This window comes from Rhodopseudomonas sp. BAL398, from assembly GCF_033001325.1.
In the GTDB taxonomy this organism is placed as follows: domain Bacteria; phylum Pseudomonadota; class Alphaproteobacteria; order Rhizobiales; family Xanthobacteraceae; genus JARJEH01.
The window spans coordinates 2,566,465-2,585,788 of record NZ_CP133111.1 but is presented as its reverse complement, the minus strand read 5'-3'; the positions used below and the strand labels follow the sequence as shown (position 1 = coordinate 2,585,788).

Sequence of the window (19,324 nt, the reverse complement as noted above, 5' to 3'; positions counted from 1 at the left end):
AGAGCGTTCGACTTAACAGCTCGTTCAACGGCGAAAATATACACTGAGGTAAATCAGGGCATGCGGCCCGATCGGAATCGTCGACAGTAAGCGCGTTGACCGGAAGATACGACGAATGGTGCGGATGGCTGCCGCTGGAGTTTGGTCGCAAGCGCGCGCCTATGCGCGCGTGGTCCAATACTGCCTTGCGTTCGCCGTGCTGCTCGCGGTGGCGCTGACCGCGCAGGATTGTCGCGCCCAGCCGGTCAGAGGCGAGGCCAGTTTCACCGCCACCGGCGGCTATGGCCGGCTGGTGTTCAGGCTCGCCGAGGACGTCGAGACCGACGTCAGCACCGCCGGCATGATCGTGGTGATCCGCTTCAAGCGCCCGGTCGATATTTCGGTCGAGAAACTCCCCGAGGCCTCGGCGGATTATATCGGCTCGGCGCGGCGCGATCCGGACGGGTCGGCGATCCGGCTGGCGCTGTCGCGCAAGGTCACCGTCAATGCGATGGCGGCCGGCGAGCAACTGTTCATCGATCTGTTGCCGGAGGGCTGGACCGGGGCGCCGCCCGGGCTGCCGCAGGAGGTGGTGCGCGAATTGACCGAGCGCGCCCGCGCCGCCGAACGCGCGCTGCGGCTGCAACGCGCCAGCGCCGACCGCAAGAAACGCCCGCCGATCCGGGTTCGGACCTCGGTGCAGCCGACCTTCGTGCGCTACGTGTTCGAGACCCCCGACGATGTCGCGGTGTCCTCGACGCTGGGCGACCAGAAATTGTCGATCCTGTTCAATGCCCCGCTGAACTTTGACCTGGCGGATGCCAAGCTGGCGACGCCGGCGAATATCGGCTCGATCAGCCAAAGGGTCGATGGCCAGACCTCCACCGTCGAAGTGGCGCTGATCGGCAATGTCGACGTCCATTCGTTCCGCGAGGACCGCAACTTCATCGTCGATGTCGGCTTCGAGGCGCCGGATGGAACGCCGCGGGCCCGGATCGGAGCCGGCGGTCTGGTGCTGCCGATGGCGGCCGGCGCCAAGCCGAATGCCGAACCCGGCGCGAGCGGCCATGACCCGGCTGGCCATGACACTGCCAGCCATGACAGCGCGCCGCACGGCGCCGAGCCGTCGCCGCCGAACCCGGAGGCGAATGCGCGGCCGGCCGGGCACGCCGCCGACGCCAGTCACGCCGCCAAGCCGGAAGCCAAGGCAGAAGCCAAGTCTGAACCAAAGGCCGAACCGAAAGTCGCTCTCAAGGCCGCAGCCCCATCCTATATCGCGCCGGCGCCGGCCGGCCCCTCGGCGATGGCGACCGCCGATGCCGCTCCGATGCCGCCGGCCGCTCCCAAATCGATGAGGCCGGCGCCGGCCGGCCCCAGCGCGGCCAATGCCGCGGGCGCTGCCAACCCGACCCCCATGACGGCGCGCGTGGCGAAGCCGATGGCGCCGGCGCCGGCCGGCCCGGAGGTCGACAGGCCGGCACCGGCTGTCGCCGCGGCGCAGCCCGAGATGCCGATGGCGCCGGCGGCCAGCCCCGCAAAAGCCGCGCTGGCCGCGCCCAGCGCTTTGGCGAATCCGGTCGAAGCGCGGCGCAGCGCCGAGGGTTTGCGCCTGACCTTCAACTTCGCCGGCCCGACCCCGGCGGCGCTGTTTCGGCGCGCCGACAATCTGTGGCTGGTGCTCGACAGCAAGGCGCCGTTCAATCTCGATGCGATCCGCCGCGAGGGCGGCAGCTCCGTCGGCGACGTCAGCACGGTGGTGTTGCCCGAGGGGCAGGCGATCCGAATCCGGCTGAACCGCCCGCAACTGGCGGCGCTACGCGACGAGGATTCCGGCTCCGGCCGCAAATGGTCGGTGGTGCTGGCCGATACCGGGCAGTCGCCCTCGGCGCCGCTAACCGCGGTGCGCAACATTTCCGACCCGGCCCATGCCAGCCTGACGGTGGCGCTGGCTGGGGCCGGCAAGACCCACAGGCTGGTCGACCCGGAGGCCGGCGACGCCCTCGAGGTGATCACCGCGTTGCCGCCGCCGCGCGGACTGATCAAGCGGCAGAATTTCGTCGAATTCGCGCTGCTGGAATCGATCCACGGCCTGGTGGTTCAGCGTTATGCCGACGACGTCAAGATCGAGACCGCGGGCGGCGCGGTGACGCTGAGCCGGCCGGACGGTCTGACGCTGTCATCCGCCGATGCCGGCGCGCGCGACGCCGCCTCGGCGACGCGGCCGTTCTTCGATATCGACCAATGGACCAAGGATCAGCAGGCGCCGTTTACCGAGCGGCTCTACGCGCTGGTCGAGGCCGCGGCGATGGCCAGCGGCAGCGCGCGGCTGCCGGCGCGGATCGACCTGGCGCGCTTCTACATGGCGCGGGGGATGTATCAGGAGGCCAAGGGTGTGCTCGATCTGGCGCTGTCCGATACGCCGGTCGGGCAGGAAGATCCGTCGGCGATGATCGGCCATGCCGCCGCCAGCGCGCTGATGGGGCGGCCCGAGCAGACCTTGAAGGACATCACCAATCCGGCGATCGCCACCGGCTACGACGCGCAGCTGTGGAAGGCCTATGCGATGGCCCGGCAAGGCAAATGGGCCGAGGCGCGGGAAAAATTCAAGAGCGTCGAATTCGCCATGACGGCACTGCCGCTGGACATTCAGCGCGTGCTGATCGCCAGCGCCATGCACGCCTCGCTGGAGGTCAAGGATTATTCCGGCGCCGCCGATCGCAGCCGCGATCTCGATCTGGTCGGGGTGCCGCCGGCGATGACGCCGATGATGACGCTGATGCGCGGCAGGCTCGACGAAGCGCTCGGGCGTGATCAGGAGGCGCTGGTCAAGTACCACAATGTGATCGTGTCATCGGACCGCAAATCGGCCAGCGAGGCCAAGCTGCACGAACTGATCCTGAAGCAGAAGCGCAAGGAAATCAGCGCGACCGACGCGCTGCCGGAGCTGGAGCGGCTGGCGGTCACCTGGCGCGGCGACGAGCAGGAAGTCAAAGTGCAGCAGCTGCTGGCGCAATTCTATGCCGGTCTCGGCCGCTACCGCGAATCGCTGGCCGCGGCCAAGACGGCGACCCAATTATTGCCGAATTCGGAAGCGGCGCGGGCGGCGCAGGACGCCGCCCGCGCGCTGTTCTCGGACCTGTTCCTCGGCAGCAAGGGCGACGACATGCCGCCGATCGACGCGCTGGCGACCTTCTACGAATTCCGCGAATTGACGCCGATCGGGCGGCGCGGCGACGAGATGATCCGCCGGCTGGCGGACCGGCTGGTGGCTGTCGATCTGCTCGATCAGGGCGCCGAATTGCTGCAGTACCAGATCGACAAGCGGCTCGAGGGCGCGGCGCGGGCCGGCGTCGCCGCCAAGCTGGCGATGATCTATCTGATGAACCGCAAGCCGGACCGCGCCATCGCGGCGTTGCGCACCACGCGGATTTCCGATCTCTCCGGCGAGGTACGCCAGCAGCGGCTGCTGCTCGAGGCCCGCGCCCAAAGCGATATCGGCCGCCACGATCTGGCGCTCGACATCATCTCCAACAGCGGCGGTCGCGAGGCGATCCGGCTGCGCTCAGATATCTATTGGGCGGCGCGGCGCTGGCGCGAGGCCTCCGAACAGATCGAACTCTATCTCGGCGACCGCTGGCGCGATTTCACCCCGCTCACCGCCGCCGAAAAGGGCGACGTGATCCGCGCCGCGGTCGGCTACGCGCTGGCCCAGGACGCGCTGGGGCTGATGCGGTTTCGCGACAAATTCATGCCGCTGATGACGGCCCCCGACGACCGCGCCGCGTTCAACGCCGCCAGCATGCCGAGTTCGGGCAACAGCTCGGAATTCGGCGCGATCGCCAAGATGGCGGCCGGCGTCGATACGCTTGGCGGCTTCTTGCGCGAGATGAAACAGCGATTCCCGGACGCCAGCGCCAGGGCGATCATCCCGGCCGCCGACCGTGAGGCCACCGGCACGCTGCCGGCGATCAAAGGCGTGACGACCACCGCGGCGCATTGATCATGGCGCGGGAGGCGGTGAAGTTCGCGGCCCGCAGCTACGCCTCGAGCACTTCCTGAACCGCCGCGAACACCTCCTCGGCGGTGCCGTCGATCTTGCCTTCGGCCCAGGCCAGGAACGCCGCGGCGAACACCTTGCGGCCGGCGTCCGGATCATCATTGGCAATGACCTCTTCGCAGCCGTGATCATAGACCAGCGCATTGGCCTCGACCGCAATGGCGGTGACGGCCATCAGCCGCTTGTCGTGTCCGGCAAAAAGTTGCGTATCCATGGCGGCGCTCCTGCGATCCATCGTCCGGCAGGGCACTCAACTACCGCCTTTGCTGTCGGATGGCTTTGATCCGGATCACGTAGCGGCGCGCAAAAAAGCGGCACGGCGCCGGCTCGGCACGCGCTTGGCGTGCGACCAATCGGACGGGTGACCTGGACGAACACCGCCGGTAAAGACATCACCATGCCGTCGCCAGCCGTCAGGGATCGGGCGCATCGGCCCCAAGCGTAAGGCAAGCATCATGCGGATCGATCTCGGAACAGGTTTGGCGGCGATCGCGGTGGCGATGCTGATCGGCGTCGCGACGCCTTGTCCGGTGGCGGCCGCAACGGCGCGCGCGCCGGCCGGGCTTGCTTTCTACACACCGCCATCGCCGCTGCCCGAGGCCAAGCCCGGCACCGTGATCTGGAGCCGCCGCGCGCCCAGGGCGATCGCGCTGCCGAGCGCGCGGCGCCAGCATCTGGTGCTGTATCATTCCCGCGCCATCGACGGCCGCGACATCGCGGTGTCCGGTACGCTCTACATTCCGCGCGGCACGCCGCCGAAGACCGGCTGGCCGCTGATCACCTGGACCCACGGCACCACCGGGCTGGTGGCGAAATGCGCGCCGTCGCGCGACACGCGTCGCGGGCCGGAGCACTACGCGCTGGCTCCGGCGCGCGCCATGCTCGACGTCTATGTCCGCCGCGGCTATGCGGTGGCGTTCAGCGATTTCGAGGGGCTCGGCGGTTCGACCGCCGTGCACCCGTTCCTGCAAGGCGAGGCCGAGGCCCATGGCGCGCTCGACATCATGCGCGCGGCGCGGCAGCTCGATCCGCGGATCGGGACGCGCTATGTGGTGATGGGCCATTCGCAGGGCGGCCAGGCCAATCTGTTCACCGCGGCGCTCGGTCCCACCTACGCGCCGGAATTCAAGCTGCTCGGCAATGTCGCCTTCGCCCCGGCGTCGCAGATCGGCGAGCGCATCACCGAGATGAGCAAGGCCAACAAGCCATCTGTGGCGCTGGTCTATGCGATGGCGTTTCTGCAGGGGCTTGCCGCCAACCATCCGCAGATCGACCTTGCAACGATCCTGACGCCGCAGGCGCTGGCGCATCTCGACGAGATGAAGCACGAATGCATTTCCGAGACGCTCGGTATCTCCGGCTCGCGCGGCTCCGGCTATTGGCCCAAGGCCATTCCGAAGGATCAGTTCCTGCCCGGCGCCGATCTCGGCCCGGTGCTGAAACTCGCAATGGCCAATGATCCCGACCGCCTCAAGATCGCGGCACCGACGCTGATCATGCAGGGCGGCCGCGATGTCACGGTGCTGCCGCGGACCAACGACGCGCTGGCGCGGGCCTTGTGCAAATCCGGCACCGAGTTGATGTACGAGGTGTTTCCCAGCGCCGATCACGAGACCGTGGTGCAGCAGGGCAAGCGGCTGTCGCACGCCTTCGTCAAGGCCCGCTTCGCCGGCAAGCCGGCGATCAGCAACTGCAACACGCTGCCGACCGCGGCGGGGCAATAAGGCATTCCTGAAAGGGCGCCGTACCTCGGACGGGCGCGGCATTCTTTATGCCGCTCTGCAAAGCCGGGACGGTTGCGAATACGACATTTCGTTATGGGCCTGGATCAGCAGCGCGCCACGCCGCTTCGCGGCGTATTGCGCAGCATCGGGGTCCCGCAGTCTCACCCGCCGGTGTAACTTTGCACCAGACTGCCCGCCACCAGCGACCAGCCGTCGACCAGCACGAAGAAGATCAGCTTGAACGGCAGCGACACCACCACCGGCGGCAGCATCATCATGCCCATCGACATCAGCACCGAGGCCACCACCATGTCGATGATCAGGAACGGCAGGAACAGCAGGAAGCCGATCTCGAAGGCGCGCTTCAATTCCGAGATCATGAAGGCCGGCACCAGAATCCGGAACGACATCTCCTCGGGCGTCGCCGGCGGCGGTTCGCCCGACAGGTCCATGAACAGCTTCAGATCCTTTTCGCGGACGTTCTTCTGCATGAAGCCGCGCAACGGCGCGGCGGCGCGCACCAGCGCTTCATCGACGGTGATCTGGTTGGCGACCAGCGGCTTGATGCCGTCATCATAGGATTTCTGCAGCACCGGCCCCATCACGAAGGCGGTGAGAAACACCGCCAGCGCGACGATCACCGAATTCGGCGGCGCGGTCGCGGTGCCGAGCGCGGTGCGCAGCAGCGACAGCACCACCACGATCCGGGTGAACGACGTCATCATCACCAGGATCGACGGCGCGATCGACAGCACCGTTAGCAGCGCGATCAGCTGGATCGCACGCTCGGTGACGCCGCCGCCGGGGCCCTGGCCGCCGAGATTGATGCTGATGTCCTGCGCCAGCGCCGGAACGCTCAGCGTTACGGCGACGATCAGGGTCAGGACAAAGGTGACAACTCTACGCGGCGGAGCCTGCGGCCTCACGAAGGGGTCTTCGGACGTCCCAACAGCGACGCCATCTCGTCTTCCAGGTTCTCGAAGCCGGACTTCGGCGCGGCCGACAGCGGTGCGGCGATCGGCGGCTCCTGACGGGGCTCCTGACGCGGTTCGGGACGCGGCTCCTGGCGGGGTTCGGGACGCGGACGGTTCGCCGCCGGCTCGGATGCGACCGGAGCGGCGCCCTGAGCGGCGTCTTGGGCTTCCTCGGGCTCGGAACGGACCTCGCCGGCCGGCCGCCGCAACGCGGCCTCCAGCCGATTGGCCATTTCGGCCAGATTCTGGTCGGCCGACGAGATGCTAGGTGCGGGTGCCGGCGACGGCACGGGGCGTTCGGCGCGTAGCGGCGGTGCTTTTGGCGGCTCGGCCGGGCGCGGCGGCCGCGGCATCGGCGGCATCACCGGGTCGGGGCGGGGCTGGGCGCGGGGCACCGGTTCCATGCGGGGCTCGCGCGGCTCGATGCGCGATTCGCGCGGTTCCATCCGCGGTTCGGGGCGGGGCTCCGGGCGGCTGATCGTGTCCAGCATGATCCCCGGCATGTGGTCGGGATTGCGCGGCGGGATCGGCGGCGTCGGGCGGCGCAGCTCGTCCTGGAACGGCGCCGGCGGCGCGCTGCGGCGGACCTCTTCGGCAAAAGACGGTCGCTGCGCCCGCGGCGGCAAATCCGGCAGCGGTGGCAGCTGCGGCTCGTGCTGATCAGCGTGGGTGTCGCCATCCCAATGTCCGGTATCGAGCGATGTCGGCCGCGGCAGCTCGCTGCCTTGGCGCGGTGGCATTTGCTCGCGGATCGGGCCGGCGCGCACGATGTTGGGCTCCACCACGATATCGGTGGGCCCGCCGATCATCAGCAGATGTTCGACATTGTCGCGGCGCACCAGCACCAGGCGGCGGCGTCCATCGACCGCGGCGGCGTCGATCACCGCCAGCCGCGGCATCCGGCCGCGATTGGAATTGGCGCCGAGCCGGTTGCCGGCGAAGCGGCGGACCAGCCATGCCACGAGGCCGATCAACGCCAGGACGGCCAGAAAGGCGAAAAAGAAAATCACAGGCTGCGGCATAGATTATCCCCGGCAATGAGCGCCATTGCGTGATCCCGCGTGTGGTCCTGAGCGTGGTTTTGACATCGCCGAACACGGATTCCAGAATTTACAACACATCAAACGACGCGCGGTTCGCCTAACTCAAGACGCAATGCTTAACAAGCGGCGGCAAGTTCTGCCGTACCAAGCTTCTCATACCCCACGAATCGAGCCACCAAAACAACTTCTGTCGGCTATCCTCAGGTCGCTTTGCGGCTTGGCCCCCACCAAGGGCGAACGCTGCCCCGGTCCGGAGCGCTGGCGGCGACGCATTAATCGCAGATTAACCCGGCGTTAACCATAAGGGCGGCAAATTCTGCCCACCTCAGCGACGGTGTCGCGGTTCAGGGGTGGAGACAGGCCATGGCCATCAGTGATTTTCCGATCTTGTCGGCGCTGCGCACCAAGATGCAATGGCATCAGGAGCGCCAGCGGGTGCTTGCGGAGAACATTGCCAATTCCGACACGCCCAACTTCAAGCCGCGCGACCTGGTCGAACCGAAATTCGACGCCACCGGCAATGTCGCCGGCGCGATGGGGACGCTGCCGATGCTGCGCACCAGCGCCAGCCACATGACCGCGCCCGGCGCGGTCGACACTTTCACCAAGAACGGCAATGGCGGGTTCCAGACCCGCCCGGCCGGCAACGCCGTCAATCTGGAGGACGAGATGCTCAAGGTCTCGGCCAACCAGATGGATTTCGCCGCCGCGACCTCGCTGTACGGCCGCAGTCTGGGACTGCTGAAGACCGCGATCGGCAAGCGCTGACGTAACCGCAACCGGGAGGGCATGAAATGGCTGACAATTCGAGCGATTTCGCCAGATCGATGGGAATCGCCACCTCCGGCCTGCGGGCGCAGGCCGGGCGGATGCGGGTGATCTCCGAAAACATCGCCAATGCCGAATCGACCGCGCTGACCGTGGGCGGCGATCCCTATCGCCGCAAAGTGCCGACCTTCACCTCGACGCTGGACCGGGCGCTGGACGCCAAGGTGGTGACGCTGGGCCGGGTGGTGCCGGACAGTTCGGATTTTCGCGTCAAATACGAGCCCAGCAACCCGGTGGCCGACGCCGCCGGCAACGTCAAATACCCCAACGTCAATCCGTTGGTGGAAATGACCGACATGCGCGAGGCGCAGCGGTCCTACGAGGCCAATCTCAACATCATCAGCGCCACGCGCCGGATGATCCAACGCACCCTCGACATTCTCAAAGCCTGAACAGGACAGCTGAGCCATGGCATCTCCGATCACAGCCGCGAACGCCTATGCGAGCCTCGCCCGCCTCACCAGCGCCGGCGGCGCCGGCAAGACCCTCGGCGGTGGCGACACCGCCGGCGGCCCGTCGTTCGGCGCGCTGCTGAAAGACGCGATGGGCAGCGTGATGGACGCCGGCCGCAAGTCCGACGCCCAGACCATGGCGATGGCGTCCGGCAAATCCAACGTGATGGACGTCGTCACCGCGGTCTCGGAGACCGACGTCGCGGTGTCGACGCTGGTGTCGGTGCGCGATCGGGTGATCCAGTCCTACGAGGACATCATGAAGATGCAGATCTGAGAACGACCAACGAACCTCATCCTGAGGAGCGGCCGCAGGCCGCGTCTCGCAGGATGGGACTGAAGACCCCTTGGTTCGAGACGCGCGCCAACAGCGCGCTGCTCACCGTGAGGGGCATGATTTTGGCTCGAAGGAAATTGGAATGACAGGCGCTGAAACCCTCGACATCGCCCGCGATGCGGTCTGGACCATCGTGGTGGTGTCGTCGCCGCTGATGGTGGTGGGGCTGGTGGTCGGCGTCGTCGTCTCGCTGGTGCAGGCGCTGACACAGATCCAGGAACAGACCCTGGTGTTCGTGCCGAAAATCATCGCGATCTTCATGACGCTGGTGCTGGCTTTGCCGTTCATGTCCGACGCGCTGCACAGCTACATGATGCGGATCACGTCGCGAATCATCGGTGGTTAGCGCATGATCGCCGCGATTCGAATCCGCGTCCGCATCGCTTGACACCGCGGCAGCGCAGGGACCGCCATGCGCATTGACGTCTCATTCTTGCCGGCGCTGGCCGCCGCCTTCATGCTGGTGTTCGCGCGCATCGGCACGATGGTGATGCTGATGCCGGGCCTCGGCGAGGTCAACATTCCGGTGCGGGTCAAGCTGGCGATCGCGCTGACGCTGACGCTGATCATCCTGCCGCTGCACCGCAATGCCTATCATGTCGACATGACTTCGCTGGCGCCGCTGCTGGTGTTGATGCTGCAGGAAATCATCATCGGCGTCGTGCTCGGCGCCACCGCGCGGGTGACTTTATCGGCGCTGCAGGTCGCCGGCACCGTGGTCGCCCAGCAGCTCGGGCTAGGCTTCGTCACGGCGATCGATCCGACCCAGGGCCAGCAGGGCCTGCTGATCGGCAATTTTCTCACCATGCTGGGCATCACGCTGCTGTTCGCCACCGATACCCATTATCTGGTGATCGCCGCGCTCGACGACAGCTACAGGATCTTCGTGCCGGGCGAATTGATGCGCAGCGGGGACGTCGCCGCGCTCGCCACCCGCGCCTTCGCGGCCGCCTTCAAGATCGGGATGCAGCTGGCCGCGCCGTTTTTGGTGTTCGGCCTGGTGTTCAATATCGGGCTCGGCGTGCTGGCGCGCTTGATGCCGCAGATGCAGGTGTATTTCGTCGGCGTGCCGATGTCGATCATGATCGGCTTCGTGATCCTGGCCGCCGTGCTCGCCACCATGATGGGGACCTTCCTCGACTACTTCATCGGTGTGATGCACGAGATGATCCCGCGAACCTGATTGTTGCGAAGGCCTGAACTATGTCGGACGACGATACCTCAGAGAAAACACAGGACCCATCGCAAAAAAAGCTCGATGACGCGTTGGAGCGCGGCGACGTCGCCAAGAGCCAGGAGGTCAATACCTGGTTCTTGATCGCTGGCGCCACGCTGGTGCTGTCGTCGTTCGGCAGCTCGATCGGCTCCGGAATCCAGATTCCGATGCGCAATCTGATCGAGAATTCCTGGATGATCCGGACCGACGGCCCGGGGCTGCTGCAACTGACCAAGAGCTTGCTGGTGGTGCTGATCTCGGCGCTCGGCGTGCCGCTGCTGATGCTGATGCTGGTGGCGATCGGCAGCAATCTGGTGCAGCACCGCCTGGTGTTCTCGGCGGAATCGCTCACGCCAAAATTCAGCAAGCTGTCGCCGATGGCCGGGGCCAAGCGGCTGTTCGGCAAGCAGGCCGGGGCAAACTTCCTCAAGGGCATTTTCAAGATCATCGCGCTCGGCGCGGTGATGGTGGCGGTGCTGTATCCGGAGCGCGGCCGGCTCGACGCGATGATCCATTTCGACACCGCGGCGATCATGGGCGTGATCGTGACGCTGACGCTGAAGCTGATGACCGCCGTCGTGGCGATGCTGGCCTTCGTGGCGATCGCCGATTTCTTCTTCCAGTACCGGACCTGGTACGAGAAGCAGAAGATGTCGATGCAGGAATTGAAGGAAGAGCACAAACAGGCCGAAGGCGACCCGCACATCAAGGGCAAGCTGCGGCAGTTGCGGCACGAGCGGATGCGCAAGCGGATGATGGCCGGGGTGCCGCAGGCCTCGGTGATCATCACCAACCCGACCCACTTTTCGGTGGCGCTGAAATACGAGCGCGGCATGCCGGCGCCGATCTGCGTCGCCAAGGGCCAGGACATGATCGCGCTGAAGATCCGGGAGATCGCCAAGGCCAACGACATCCCGATCATCGAGAACGTGCCGTTGGCGCGCTCGCTCTACGCCACCGTCGAGGTCGACGCCGAAATCCCGGTCGAACACTATCAGGCGGTCGCTGAGATCATCGGCTACGTCATGGGGCTCAAGCGCGGCCTGTCGGGCCGCAGGGCGTGAGATGACCCCCAAGGTCAGCGTCGAGATCACCATTAAGGTTGGCTTCAAGGCCGGGTTCGGGCCGTTTTCCTTAACAATGCGGCCGGATTGCGCCCGGTCGCCACACGATCCGCTTGCCTTGGCGGCTCCGATTCAGGCACTCAAGGGGCGGCGGGCGCAGCGCCCGCGCCAGGAAATGTGTTCGGTTTCATGACCAGCAACGACCACGACAGTTCGTCCGAGGCGCTGAGCACCGCTCAGGAGTCACCGCGACGCGGCGGCAGCATCGTGCTGGTCCTGGTGGTGGCGGGCGCCATTGTCGCCGCCGCGGTGGCGCTGATGACGCTCGGCCGCGCCGAGGCGCAGCCGTTCATCCTCGGCCTGTTGGCGCTATTGGCGATGGTCGGCCTGTTCATGCTGTTCGCCTTCGCGGCCGGCATCGTGCGCTTCGCCGACCGCGCCGCCGACGACCCGATCATGCGTCCGATCGCCGATCACGCCTTCGACGGCCTGGCGGTGACCGATTCCCGCGGCCATGTGATCTATGCCAACCAAGTCTATCTGTCGCTGACTGGGGCGGCCAACCGCGAGGAGGCGCGGCCGGTGGAGCGGGTCTTCATCGGCAATCCGGACGTCTCCGAGGCCGTGTTCCGGCTGTTGAAGGCGGCGCGCGAAGGCAAGCGCCAGCAGGAAGAGGTCCGCGTCGCCAGTCCGGACGGCGTCCACGGCCGCTGGCTGCGGATGCGGGTGCGCCCCCTTGGCACCACCACGCGCGAGTCGAAATATTCGGTATGGTCGCTGGCCGACATTACTCGCGACCGCGAACGCCAGGAAGACGTGTTCCAGGAATTGCAGCACGCCATCGAATATCTCGACCACGCGCCCTGCGGGTTCTTCTCGGTCGATGCCGCCGGCAACCTGGTCTATGTCAACGCCACCTTGGCGAACTGGCTCGACCACGATCTGGCCGAGATCGGCTCCGGCGGGCTGAAGCTCGGCGACATCGTCTCCGGCGACGGCGCCGCGCTGTTGACTTCGATTCCGCCCGAGCCCGGCGAGGTCAAGACCGAGGTGTTCGACATCGACCTCAAAATGCGCAGCGGCAAGACCATGCCGGCGCGGCTGTATCACAAGCTGGCATTCGGCGCCGACGGCGCCCCCGGCGCGTCGCGGACCCTGGTGATCAGCCGGGCTCGCGACGAGCGGCTCGATCCGCAGCGCGCCGCCGAAGTCCGCTTCGTGCGGTTCTTCGACCACACCCCGATGGCGATCGCCACCGTCGACAAGGCCGGCGCGGTGGTACTGGCCAATGCCCGTTTCGCCAAGCTGGCGCAGAGCCTCAACCCGGCCGTCAACAAGTCGATCCTCGCCGCGGCCAACGACCGCGACCGCCATCTGCTGGTCAACGCGATCGCCCAGGCCGCGCAGGGGCAGGGCGACATCGCCCCGGTCGAAGCGATGCTGGAAAGCGCGCGCGAGCGCTGGGGCCAGTTCTTCGTCACCGCGGTGCTGGAGGACGAAGGCGATTCTGAAGTGGCGATCGTCTACATCCTGGAGACCACCGAGCGGCGGGTCCTGGAGAACCAGGTCAACCAGGCGCAGAAGATGGACACCATCGGCCAGCTCGCCGGCGGCATCGCCCATGACTTCAACAATGTGCTGTCCGCCATCATGATGGCCAACGACTTCCTGCTAAACGCCCACAAGCCGACCGATCCGTCGTTCCAGGACATCATGCAGATTAAGCAGAACGCCACCCGCGCCGCGACGCTGGTGCGGCAGCTGCTGGCATTCTCGCGCAAGCAGACGCTGCGGCCGCAGGTGCTCGACCTCGGCGAGGCGTTGAGCGACATCGACCGGCTGCTGAAGCGGCTGATCGGCGAGAAGGTGACGCTGGAAATGCTGCACGGCCGCGATCTGTGGCGGGTCAAGGCCGATATCTCGCAATTCGAGCAGGTCATCGTCAATCTCGCCGTCAACGCCCGCGACGCGATGCCGCTCGGCGGCCGGCTGACGATCCGCACCGCCAATGTCACCGCGCAGGAAGCCGAGCAATTGTCCCACAAGGGCATGCCGGCGGCGGATTACGTGCGGATCGACGTCAGCGACACCGGCACCGGGATTCCCGCCGACATCGTCGACAAGATCTTCGAGCCGTTCTTCTCGACCAAGGAGGTCGGCAAGGGCACCGGGCTCGGGCTGTCGACGGTCTATGGCATCGTCAAGCAGACCGGCGGCTTCGTCTATGTCGAGTCCGAGGCCGACAAGGGCACCACGTTCCACATCTTCCTGCCGCGCCATCATGCCGAAGCGGAAGCCGAGCAGCCGGAGGCCGCGGCCGACACGGCCGCGCCGATCGAACCGGCCGAGGCCAGGCAGCGCGCCGCCGATCTGACCGGGCAGGGCACCATCCTGCTGGTCGAGGACGAAGAGGGCCTGCGCTCGCTCAACGCCCGCGGCCTGCGCTCGCGCGGCTACAGCGTGCTCGAGGCCGAGAACGGCATCGAGGCGCTGGAGGTGCTGGAGGCGCAGGACGGCGCGGTCGACCTCGTGGTCTCGGACGTGGTGATGCCCGAAATGGACGGGCCGACGATGCTGAAGGCGATGCGCGGCAAGAACCCCGATCTCAAGATCATCTTCGTGTCCGGTTACGCCGAGGACGCCTTCGACAAGAGCATGCTCAGCGCCACCGACCAGTTCGCCTTCCTCGCCAAGCCCTTCGCGCTCAGCGCGCTGGTCGCCAAGGTCAAGGAGACGATGGCGCTGGAATAGCCTCATGGTGAGCAGCGCGCCGATCTTCAGTTGTCGCGCGCCGGTCTCCATCGCCGTCATTGCGAGGAGCGCAGCGACGACGCAATCCAGGCTTCGCCGCGCATTCCTGGATTGCTTCGCCTTCGGACGGCGCTGCGCGCCCGACCTCGGCACGCAATGACGCCATCAAGCTTGGTTTGTTGCGTCAGATTCTCAGGATCAGAAGCTACCGGTCGCCATCTCCTGATGCCCGCGACCGAGGGCCGCAGCCCTGAGACGTTATGCCGGCTTCACTTTCGCCCGACAGTGCCCACATTAGCGTCGCTTCCCCCTGCCGGGGATTGAGGGAATTTTATGAAATTTGCGCATCGCACGCGCGGCATTGTCGGTGCAATCGCCGTGGTTATGTCACTGGCTCTGCCGTTGATGCTGACGCTTTCGTCCGCGGCTGAGGCCCGAATCGGCGGTCGCTCCAGCATGGGTTCGCGCGGCGCGCGGACCTTCTCGGCGCCGCCGAAGACCAATACCGCGCCCAGCGCGGCGCAGCCGTTCAACCGCACCATCACCCAGCCGGGGACCGCGGCGACCGGTGCTGCCGGTGCCGGGGCCGCCGCCAAGGGCGGCATGTTCAACCGGCCCGGCATGGGCATGCTCGGCGGCCTCGCCGCCGGCTTCCTCGGCGCCGGCCTGCTCGGCATGCTGTTCGGTGGCGGCATGTTCAGCGGCCTCGGCGGACTGTCCTCGATCATCGGGCTGATCCTGCAGATCGGCCTGATCGTGATCGTGGCGCGGCTGGCGATGTCCTGGTGGCAGCGGCGCAAACAGGGCGCCGCGTCGCCGGCCTATGCCAACAACGCCGCTGGCCCCGCTACGGGTCCCGCTCCCAGCCAGCAGGCCGGGTTCGGCTCCGGCTTCGGCTTTGGCAGCAACGCACCGGCCGCCGCGCCGCTGGAAATCGGCCCGGCCGATTACGAGAAATTCGAACAGCTGCTGGGCGAGATCCAGGCGGCCTGGTCGGACGAGGATATCGGCAAGCTGCACGAATTGGCGACCCCCGAAATGGTGTCGTATTTCAGCGCCGATCTGGCCGAGAACAAGAAGAACAACGACATCAACAAGGTCTCCGACGTCAAGCTGCTGCAGGGCGACCTCGCCGAAGCCTGGCGGGAGGGTGAAACCGACTATGCCAGCGTGGCGATGCGGTTCTCTCTGATCGACAAGACGCTCGAGCGCGGCACCAACCGCCTGGTCGATGGCAGCGAGACCCCGATCGAGGCCACCGAGGTCTGGACCTTCGCGCGCCGCCGCGGCTCGGATTGGGAATTGTCGGCGATCCAGCAGACCGGCGACGAGCAAGCCTGAGCCGACTGCATGTCGTCATGCGCGCCGCGGTGAAAACCGCGGCGCTTTTTTTTGGAAACGTCGCAGCCGCTTTGCGTTACCCTGCCGGACGCCGGAGCAGGGGATCGCCGATGCGCTATGAGCTGTATTACTGGCCGGGCATTCAGGGCCGCGGCGAATTCGTGCGCCTGGCGCTGGAACAGGCTGGCGCCGATTATGACGATGTGGCGCGCCACGACAGCGGCGCGATGATGCGGATGATGGACGCCAAAGCCGGCACCAAGGCCGGTGTGAAGCCCGGGCCGAATGGCGGCCCGCCCTTCGCGCCGCCATTCCTGAAAGCCGGCAAGCTCGTCATCGGCCAGACCGCCAATATCTTGCTCTATCTCGGCGCGCGCCATGGCCTGGCGCCGAAGGCCGCGGCCGGACAGATGTGGCTGCATCAATTGCAGCTCACCATCGCCGATCTGGTGGCGGAAATTCACGACAGCCATCATCCGCTCGGGCCGTCTTTGTATTACGAGGACCAGCGCGCCGCCGCCAAGCGACGCAGCGCCGAATTCTGGCAGCAGCGCGTGCCGAAATATCTCGGCTACTTCGCGCAATTGCAGGCCGGCAGCGGCGGCGCTTACCTGACCGGCCGCAGGTTGACCTATGTCGACCTGTCGCTGTTCCAGATCGTGGCCGGGCTGCGCTACGCCTTTCCTAACCGCATGGAGCGCTTCGAACGCACCATCCCCGGCCTCGTCGCGCTGCACGACAAGGTGGCGCAGCAGCCCAATATCGCCGCCTATCTCGCCAGCGAGCGCCGCATCGCCTTCAACGAGGACGGCATCTTCCGGCACTACAAACCGCTCGACCGCGACTGATCGCGCGGCCGTTCGGCGCATCTAGCCGGCGGGTGCTGCGAAGGTGCATGGCCTTGCGTCTGTCATTCCGGGGCGCGAGGCCGCAGGCCGAGCGAACCCGGAATCTCGCGGCAAGGCAATGCATGTCAGCAAGATTCCGGGTTCGCTCACAGCTGCGCTGTTCGCGCCCCGGAATGACCGTGCTTGGTTTGAGCGGTTCAAGCGTCTCGACTCAATGGACGATCGCTCTGATCCAATGACGCCCGCTCATGTCCACTGTCCCCGAACGAAATCGATGTGCCGATGGCCCAAACGACAGAGCCCCGCGCAAGGCGGGGCTCCGATCGCAGGCGAATCCGGCGGATCAGGCGAAGATGTTGACCCGTGTGCCCTGGCCGGGCGGCAACGGCGCCGGCTGCGCTGGCGGCGTGCGGGACGCGTCCTTGACCTTGTCGGCATCCTTGTCGGCGGTGTCGGCCTTGACGGCCGGCCGCTGCGGCTCGGTGGCCTTGACCGGCTTCGGCGGCGGCGACGACGTGACGCTCGAAATGCTACTCATCATACTATCCTTGCTTTGCATCGCTCCGATCATCATCGCGCCATGGCGGCGAATAGTCATGAACAATAGGCCGCCGCGCCGGCCCAAGGCGGCGATATCGGGCCGGCTGGTGAAATTTGCGCGCCTGCGCTTGTTCAAATGCCGCTCAAATGCGATCGACCGGGACCGTCGGCCGGATGAACCGTGCCGGGACGGGCTGCTACTCGTCCCTGCCGCGCGAAATCGTCACGGTGGCGCCGGTCTTGGAGCGGGTGCAATTCATGTCGAGCCGGCGGAATCGCGTCGTGATGTCGTTGCCACGTAGTAGTCCGAGGCGGCCGAGGCAGCGATTGACGCCGCGCAGCGTGTCCGGCTTCGGGATCGTGAACACGATCGCGGCGGCGCTGGCGATCAATTGCCGGAACGCCGGCGACGGCTTACGCGCATCGGTGGCGCCATAGATCTCGTTGCTGACGCGGCGGCTGCGGCAACCCAGCCGCAGCTGCTTCGCCGCCGGATGCGACAGATAGATCACATTGGCGGCGGTGCGCCCGATCGTGATGCCGTCGATCTGGGATCTCAATTCTTTGGCCAGATCGTCGCAGCGATCGGCGCGGGCCGGCGCGGCGGCAAGTAGCAACGCGCCGGCGCCGAGCAACGCCGCGCGCGCCGGCGATGATCGAAATCCAGCCATTAAGTCCTCCACGCGACGCAACCCTTGTTACGTCTTACAGCGGCGTACGGGGAAAGCAAATTGGCAGCGGCGGGTGGCATGCGCGGTCGCAGGCGGATGGATACGTCAACCTGCCATCTTTCCAGCCATATAAACGTATGGTATATTGTATGGTCGAGAGAGTCGGCGATGCCCGATTTTGAGTGGGATCCAGCGAAAGATCGGCTCAATCGAGCCAAGCATGGCGTCGCGTTCGAGCTGGCTCAGCGTGCATTTTTGGACCCTTGGCGTGTGATTGCCGAAGACCTCGATCACAGCTTGAATGAGCCGCGGTACTTCTGTTTCGGGCAGGTCGAGGGCGGCATCCTGACGGTTCGTTTCACTTGGCGCAACGGCGTGATCAGGATTTTCGGTGCCGGTTATTGGCGAAAAGGAAAGGCAATCTATGAAGAAGCCAACGGTTAAATACAGCAAGGGCGAGATTGGCCGAGTGAGGGTGGTCGAAGATTTTCTGCCGTCGCCAGATAGGTTGGCGCTGCGCGAGGACAACGTCAAGGTGACGTTGAGCCTGTCGCAGCGTTCGGTGGACTACTTCAAGCGCGCCGCGCAGAAGCGCCGTGTGCCGTATCAGCGCATGATCCGCGCATTGGTCGATGCCTATGCGGAGAAGCAGGAAGAGAAGGGATGAATTCGATCGTAGCTGGACCCGAGGTTCCGACAGTAATGCTATCTGATGTAACCATGGCCGAACGGCCGTTCATTTGGCGTACATGCATGGCTGATATTTATGCTGTATTTTATCCTCGAACGCTTCACAACTATCTGGAGAATGTGATTGCACCGGCGCTCTTGGCGATCGAGACAAGTATCAGTGATCTTGCGCAAAGCGCAGAGGGATGGGCGCCATTCGCCCTGAGCGACATGGAAGTAGTTCGATGCGAGACTCTACTGGCGTCCAGTCTGGCCGTGCAGTCGCTGTGGGAAAGGCAATTGCGGACTTATCTCCAGGCCTGCGCGTCGCAGCTGCGCCCAGGTGACGAATGTGAGCAGCAAGCTCAACATACAAGCTGGCAGAAAGTCGAGAATGCATTCTCGGAATTGCGCCAAATCCCTCTCAGTGCCTTTCCCAGCCATCCCAAACTGACCGAGCTTAACCTGCTCGGAAACGTCGCCAGACATGGTGGAGGCGCCTCTGAGAAGGCTCTCCGGAAGCTCCGGCCGGACTTTTGGCTTAATCCACAAATTACGACTCCGATGGTCTCGCTCGATCATCTTCGTGACTTCGTTGCCGCAATCATAGCGTTCTGGGAGGACGCCGAGACCATTTATCTTGAGAGCCTAGATCGTAAACATGAGAATGTGGTGGCCGAGCTCGCCCGACGGCGCGCCGCAGGGCGGTGGTTTCCCCCAGTGGCGATGGAAGGGAATGACGCAGGTGGGCGACGTTAACGCCTTCGAGGGCCGCGTCGGCCGTCGCATTTGAACCCTTCAAAACCCCGGCAAAACCGCCTAGACAGGGG

At 65.8% G+C, this 19,324-nt stretch carries 19 protein-coding genes; 14 read left to right on the top strand and 5 right to left on the bottom strand.

Annotation, left to right across the window (positions count from 1 at the left end; translation table 11 throughout):
* Positions 1-115: 115 nt before the first annotated feature.
* A complete protein-coding gene (locus RBJ75_RS12345) occupies positions 116-3,979 on the top strand; it encodes a hypothetical protein (RefSeq protein ID WP_044412102.1) in 3,864 nt (1,287 codons plus the stop codon).
* A 37-nt stretch (positions 3,980-4,016) separates the two neighbouring features.
* Here the strand turns inward: RBJ75_RS12345 and RBJ75_RS12340 are convergent, their stop codons facing one another.
* Positions 4,017-4,250, bottom strand: coding sequence for a hypothetical protein (locus RBJ75_RS12340; protein ID WP_044412099.1), 234 nt, complete (start codon positions 4,248-4,250; stop codon positions 4,017-4,019).
* Positions 4,251-4,491: 241 nt separating this feature from the next.
* Between RBJ75_RS12340 and RBJ75_RS12335 the strand changes: the two genes are divergently transcribed.
* Entirely contained in the window at positions 4,492-5,760 is a 1,269-nt protein-coding gene (locus RBJ75_RS12335) for a lipase family protein (RefSeq protein ID WP_052628944.1), read from the top strand.
* A 161-nt stretch (positions 5,761-5,921) separates the two neighbouring features.
* On the opposite strand, the gene fliP is transcribed toward RBJ75_RS12335, so the two are convergent.
* Both fliP and RBJ75_RS12325 read right to left on the bottom strand, forming a co-directional pair.
* Positions 5,922-6,686 carry a flagellar type III secretion system pore protein FliP gene (fliP, locus tag RBJ75_RS12330; protein WP_044412097.1) on the bottom strand — a complete coding sequence of 255 codons (765 nt, stop codon included), beginning with the start codon at positions 6,684-6,686 and terminating at the stop codon, positions 5,922-5,924.
* Positions 6,683-7,756, bottom strand: coding sequence for a flagellar biosynthetic protein FliO (locus RBJ75_RS12325; protein ID WP_044412095.1), 1,074 nt, complete (start codon positions 7,754-7,756; stop codon positions 6,683-6,685). Before RBJ75_RS12325 ends, fliP begins: the two co-directional genes overlap by 4 nt.
* A gap of 384 nt (positions 7,757-8,140) precedes the next feature.
* On the opposite strand from RBJ75_RS12325, the gene flgB reads away from it, so the two are divergent.
* The 9 genes from flgB to RBJ75_RS12280 all read left to right on the top strand — a co-directional run bounded on the left by flgB (position 8,141) and on the right by RBJ75_RS12280 (position 16,614).
* Positions 8,141-8,545: a flagellar basal body rod protein FlgB gene (gene flgB, locus RBJ75_RS12320; protein ID WP_044412092.1), complete on the top strand. Its 405-nt coding sequence runs from the start codon at positions 8,141-8,143 to the stop codon at positions 8,543-8,545.
* 26 nt (positions 8,546-8,571) lie between these two features.
* On the top strand, positions 8,572-8,997 hold the full coding sequence (flgC, locus tag RBJ75_RS12315) for a flagellar basal body rod protein FlgC (RefSeq protein ID WP_044412090.1): 426 nt from the start codon (positions 8,572-8,574) through the stop codon (positions 8,995-8,997).
* Positions 8,998-9,013: 16 nt separating this feature from the next.
* On the top strand, positions 9,014-9,334 hold the full coding sequence (gene fliE / locus RBJ75_RS12310; RefSeq protein WP_044412087.1) for a flagellar hook-basal body complex protein FliE: 321 nt from the start codon (positions 9,014-9,016) through the stop codon (positions 9,332-9,334).
* Between the two features lie 142 nt (positions 9,335-9,476).
* Positions 9,477-9,740, top strand: a complete 264-nt coding sequence (gene fliQ, locus RBJ75_RS12305) for a flagellar biosynthesis protein FliQ (RefSeq protein WP_044412085.1) — start codon at positions 9,477-9,479, stop codon at positions 9,738-9,740.
* A gap of 66 nt (positions 9,741-9,806) precedes the next feature.
* Positions 9,807-10,577 carry a flagellar biosynthetic protein FliR gene (fliR, locus tag RBJ75_RS12300; RefSeq protein WP_044412084.1) on the top strand — a complete coding sequence of 257 codons (771 nt, stop codon included), beginning with the start codon at positions 9,807-9,809 and terminating at the stop codon, positions 10,575-10,577.
* A gap of 20 nt (positions 10,578-10,597) precedes the next feature.
* A complete protein-coding gene (gene flhB / locus RBJ75_RS12295; RefSeq protein ID WP_044412082.1) occupies positions 10,598-11,674 on the top strand; it encodes a flagellar biosynthesis protein FlhB in 1,077 nt (358 codons plus the stop codon).
* Between the two features lie 189 nt (positions 11,675-11,863).
* The gene (gene cckA, locus RBJ75_RS12290) at positions 11,864-14,425 is read left to right on the top strand and encodes a cell cycle histidine kinase CckA (protein WP_276156441.1); all 2,562 of its coding nucleotides are present in this window, start codon (positions 11,864-11,866) and stop codon (positions 14,423-14,425) included.
* A 333-nt stretch (positions 14,426-14,758) separates the two neighbouring features.
* Entirely contained in the window at positions 14,759-15,766 is a 1,008-nt protein-coding gene (locus RBJ75_RS12285) for a Tim44 domain-containing protein (protein WP_044418473.1), read from the top strand.
* Positions 15,767-15,876: 110 nt separating this feature from the next.
* Complete coding sequence (locus tag RBJ75_RS12280) at positions 15,877-16,614, top strand: glutathione S-transferase (protein ID WP_276156443.1); 738 nt, start codon at positions 15,877-15,879, stop codon at positions 16,612-16,614.
* 343 nt (positions 16,615-16,957) lie between these two features.
* On the opposite strand, the gene RBJ75_RS12275 is transcribed toward RBJ75_RS12280, so the two are convergent.
* Together RBJ75_RS12275 and RBJ75_RS12270 are read right to left on the bottom strand one after the other, a co-directional pair.
* A complete protein-coding gene (locus RBJ75_RS12275) occupies positions 16,958-17,152 on the bottom strand; it encodes a hypothetical protein (protein ID WP_152647772.1) in 195 nt (64 codons plus the stop codon).
* Between the two features lie 199 nt (positions 17,153-17,351).
* Positions 17,352-17,825 carry a hypothetical protein gene (locus RBJ75_RS12270; protein WP_044414082.1) on the bottom strand — a complete coding sequence of 158 codons (474 nt, stop codon included), beginning with the start codon at positions 17,823-17,825 and terminating at the stop codon, positions 17,352-17,354.
* A gap of 168 nt (positions 17,826-17,993) precedes the next feature.
* Here RBJ75_RS12270 and RBJ75_RS12265 point away from each other — a divergent pair, with 168 nt between their 5' ends.
* The 3 genes from RBJ75_RS12265 (at position 17,994) to RBJ75_RS12255 (ending at position 19,253) form a co-directional block, all read left to right on the top strand.
* Positions 17,994-18,269 carry a BrnT family toxin gene (locus RBJ75_RS12265; RefSeq protein WP_044414079.1) on the top strand — a complete coding sequence of 92 codons (276 nt, stop codon included), beginning with the start codon at positions 17,994-17,996 and terminating at the stop codon, positions 18,267-18,269.
* Positions 18,250-18,492 carry a hypothetical protein gene (locus RBJ75_RS12260; protein WP_044414077.1) on the top strand — a complete coding sequence of 81 codons (243 nt, stop codon included), beginning with the start codon at positions 18,250-18,252 and terminating at the stop codon, positions 18,490-18,492. Before RBJ75_RS12265 ends, RBJ75_RS12260 begins: the two co-directional genes overlap by 20 nt.
* An 86-nt stretch (positions 18,493-18,578) precedes the next feature.
* On the top strand, positions 18,579-19,253 hold the full coding sequence (locus RBJ75_RS12255) for a hypothetical protein (RefSeq protein WP_152647771.1): 675 nt from the start codon (positions 18,579-18,581) through the stop codon (positions 19,251-19,253).
* Positions 19,254-19,324: the final 71 nt, after the last annotated feature.

What these genes read in the sequence shown, in the direction of transcription:
- RBJ75_RS12260 (WP_044414077.1), top strand. Translation starts at nt 18,250, where the DNA reads ATGAAGAAGCCAACGGTTAAATACAGCAAGGGCGAGATTGGCCGAGTG.
- RBJ75_RS12345 (WP_044412102.1), top strand. Translation starts at nt 116, where the DNA reads ATGGTGCGGATGGCTGCCGCTGGAGTTTGGTCGCAAGCGCGCGCCTAT.
- RBJ75_RS12265 (WP_044414079.1), top strand. Translation starts at nt 17,994, where the DNA reads ATGCCCGATTTTGAGTGGGATCCAGCGAAAGATCGGCTCAATCGAGCC.
- cckA (WP_276156441.1), top strand. Translation starts at nt 11,864, where the DNA reads ATGACCAGCAACGACCACGACAGTTCGTCCGAGGCGCTGAGCACCGCT.
- fliE (WP_044412087.1), top strand. Translation starts at nt 9,014, where the DNA reads ATGGCATCTCCGATCACAGCCGCGAACGCCTATGCGAGCCTCGCCCGC.
- RBJ75_RS12275 (WP_152647772.1), bottom strand. Translation starts at nt 17,152, where the DNA reads ATGAGTAGCATTTCGAGCGTCACGTCGTCGCCGCCGCCGAAGCCGGTC.
- RBJ75_RS12340 (WP_044412099.1), bottom strand. Translation starts at nt 4,250, where the DNA reads ATGGATACGCAACTTTTTGCCGGACACGACAAGCGGCTGATGGCCGTC.
- flhB (WP_044412082.1), top strand. Translation starts at nt 10,598, where the DNA reads ATGTCGGACGACGATACCTCAGAGAAAACACAGGACCCATCGCAAAAA.
- flgB (WP_044412092.1), top strand. Translation starts at nt 8,141, where the DNA reads ATGGCCATCAGTGATTTTCCGATCTTGTCGGCGCTGCGCACCAAGATG.
- RBJ75_RS12270 (WP_044414082.1), bottom strand. Translation starts at nt 17,825, where the DNA reads ATGGCTGGATTTCGATCATCGCCGGCGCGCGCGGCGTTGCTCGGCGCC.
- flgC (WP_044412090.1), top strand. Translation starts at nt 8,572, where the DNA reads ATGGCTGACAATTCGAGCGATTTCGCCAGATCGATGGGAATCGCCACC.
- RBJ75_RS12280 (WP_276156443.1), top strand. Translation starts at nt 15,877, where the DNA reads ATGCGCTATGAGCTGTATTACTGGCCGGGCATTCAGGGCCGCGGCGAA.
- fliQ (WP_044412085.1), top strand. Translation starts at nt 9,477, where the DNA reads ATGACAGGCGCTGAAACCCTCGACATCGCCCGCGATGCGGTCTGGACC.
- RBJ75_RS12285 (WP_044418473.1), top strand. Translation starts at nt 14,759, where the DNA reads ATGAAATTTGCGCATCGCACGCGCGGCATTGTCGGTGCAATCGCCGTG.
- RBJ75_RS12325 (WP_044412095.1), bottom strand. Translation starts at nt 7,756, where the DNA reads ATGCCGCAGCCTGTGATTTTCTTTTTCGCCTTTCTGGCCGTCCTGGCG.
- RBJ75_RS12255 (WP_152647771.1), top strand. Translation starts at nt 18,579, where the DNA reads ATGGCTGATATTTATGCTGTATTTTATCCTCGAACGCTTCACAACTAT.
- fliR (WP_044412084.1), top strand. Translation starts at nt 9,807, where the DNA reads ATGCGCATTGACGTCTCATTCTTGCCGGCGCTGGCCGCCGCCTTCATG.
- RBJ75_RS12335 (WP_052628944.1), top strand. Translation starts at nt 4,492, where the DNA reads ATGCGGATCGATCTCGGAACAGGTTTGGCGGCGATCGCGGTGGCGATG.